The sequence below is a fragment of the Streptomyces sp. NPDC004629 genome (assembly GCF_042873595.1).
In the GTDB taxonomy this organism is placed as follows: Bacteria; Actinomycetota; Actinomycetes; order Streptomycetales; family Streptomycetaceae; genus Streptomyces.
In genome coordinates, this window is record NZ_JBIALO010000087.1 from 1 (window position 1) to 2,028 (window position 2,028).

Here is a 2,028-nt window from a genome sequence, read left to right on the forward strand (position 1 = left end):
CGTGACCGCCGGGATCGAGCCCTCCCTCGGCCCGCTCGCCACGGCGTACGTGCTGATCCTCGTGATCCTCGGTCCGCTCACCGCCCGTTGGACCGAGCCCCTGGCCCTGGGGCTGGTGCGGCGGTTCGGCAAGCCGGCGGTCGCGGGGGAAGCGGCCGCCGGGGCCGAGGCCGAGGCGGCGGTCGCGGCGCCGCGGGATGCGGCGGAGGATCAGGATGCGGTGGGCCGCGCTTGACCTCCGGTCCGGTTGGCGGTTCCTCACGCCGTCGGCCGCCTGCTGCGCCGTCGTGGTTGCGCGCGACGGTCCGGCTGGCGGGGCGACCACGGCCGTCGGCCGCCTGCCGCGCCGTCGTGGTTGCGCGCGCAGTTCCCCGCGCCCCTTTGGGGCGGCTGGCCCCACCCCGGGCTGCACGGTGCCCCGGTTCCTCATGCCGTTGGCCGTCTGCCGGGCCGTCGTGGTTGCGCGCCCCCTTTGGGGCGGCTGGCCCTCTGCGGGGTCGGGTTATAGGGGGCGGGTTGGCCAGGACAGTAGGCGGGCTCCGATGACTGCTGTTTGCAGGGTGTAGCGGTCGCCGGGGGCGGTGGGGTCGGTGCCGGTCAGGGCGTGGATCCGGGCCAGCCGGTAGGTCAGCGCGCGCACGCTGAGCGACAGTTCACGGGCCGCCACGGTGGCCACGCAGCCGCTGTCGAAGTACGCCGTGAGGGTCTCGATCAGCGGCTGCGCTCCGCCGCGGGCCTGTTCCAGCGGGCCCAGCGTGTGCCGGACCAGGTCCACCAGCGCCGGCCGGTCCCGGGCCAGAACGGGGAAGACGAGCAGATCGGCGGCGCGCAGCAGCGGATCGTCGAAACCCATCCGCTCGGCGACATCGAGGGCGTTGAGCGCCTCCTCGTAGCTGTGCCCGATGCCGACCGCGCCCGGCCGGGACCGCCCGACGGCGACCCGGCTCCGCTCGACCCGGGCGTGCACGAGCTTGCCGAACCAGGTCAGCACGTCGTCCTGGTCGCCGGGGGCGATGCACACCATCCGCCCGTCCTTGGTGGTGAACAGGATGCGGCGGTTCTCGAAGCGGGCGAACAACTCGTCGGCGACCTGCCGGGGTACGGGGTCGGACTCGTCGTAGCCCTCCGGCCCGCCGGCCACCGCGACGGAGTGGGTGCGGGACAGGCGCAGCCCGAACCGTTCGCAGCGGGAGGCGAGTTGGCCCGGGTCGCCGCGGCCGTGCAGCAGGTCGTCGATGAACTCGCGGCGGGCGGCTTCCTCCCTGCGGACGACGTGCCGCTGCGCCCGCTCGTACCCGTCGGCGAACGCGTCGACCGCCTGCTCCACCACGGCGAGGACGCTGTCCGCGTCGGCCCCGGCGGGCCGGCCGGCCCGGCCCGCCGCGAGGTGCGCGCGCACCAGGGTCCGCCAGCCGTGCCCGGCCTCCGCCGCGCGGGCACCGAGGTGGCGCCGGGACTCGATCTCGTCGCGGGTCAGCCGGCGGCCGGTGACGGCGGCGTCCGCCAGGATCTCCTGGAAGCCGTCGAGGAACGTCTCGGTGGTGGCCTCCGCCGCGGACGCGGGCCGCGGCCCTGGCGCGCTCGGGTACGTCTCCTCAATCATCCGGAAGCCGCCCACGGTCACCGTGTCCCCCGTCCCCGTACGCCCATCGGGGCCCCCGCGCCCCGCCTGCTTCCCATACTCCCCGGAACCCCCGCCTCCGCCGCGGCCCCCGCGCCGGCCGAAGCCCACGGGCCCGACGGTCCGCGTCCCGTACGCGCCATGGTCGTCGTAGCCGTCGTAGTCGTCGTGGCCGTCGTAGCCGTCGTAGCCGTCGTAGTAATCGGCACTCCGGCCGGCCCGCTCACCCCTTCGCACGGGCCACCTCCACCTGGTCGGCCGCCGCCGCATCGGGCGCCGTGCGCCATGGGCGACGGGACAGGCGTCGGGTCAGCGGTTCGGTCCAACGGGCGGTGAGCGGACCCAGGATGACCAGGAGCAGCACATAGGCCGTCGCGAGCGGGCCGATGCGCGGTTCGACGCCGACC

At 75.6% G+C, this 2,028-nt stretch carries 1 protein-coding gene and 2 pseudogenes; 1 reads left to right on the forward strand and 2 read right to left on the reverse strand.

What is annotated here, in order from left to right; genetic code table 11:
* Positions 1 to 235: pseudogene (locus ACFYTE_RS42325) on the forward strand (cation:proton antiporter); the annotation flags it as partial.
* A gap of 267 nt (positions 236 to 502) precedes the next feature.
* Here the strand turns inward: ACFYTE_RS42325 and ACFYTE_RS42330 are convergent.
* Positions 503 to 1,603, reverse strand: coding sequence for a PucR family transcriptional regulator (locus tag ACFYTE_RS42330; protein ID WP_388722654.1), 1,101 nt, complete (start codon positions 1,601 to 1,603; stop codon positions 503 to 505).
* A 241-nt stretch (positions 1,604 to 1,844) separates the two neighbouring features.
* Positions 1,845 to 2,028 (reverse strand): annotated as a pseudogene (locus tag ACFYTE_RS42335) (cation:proton antiporter); the annotation flags it as partial.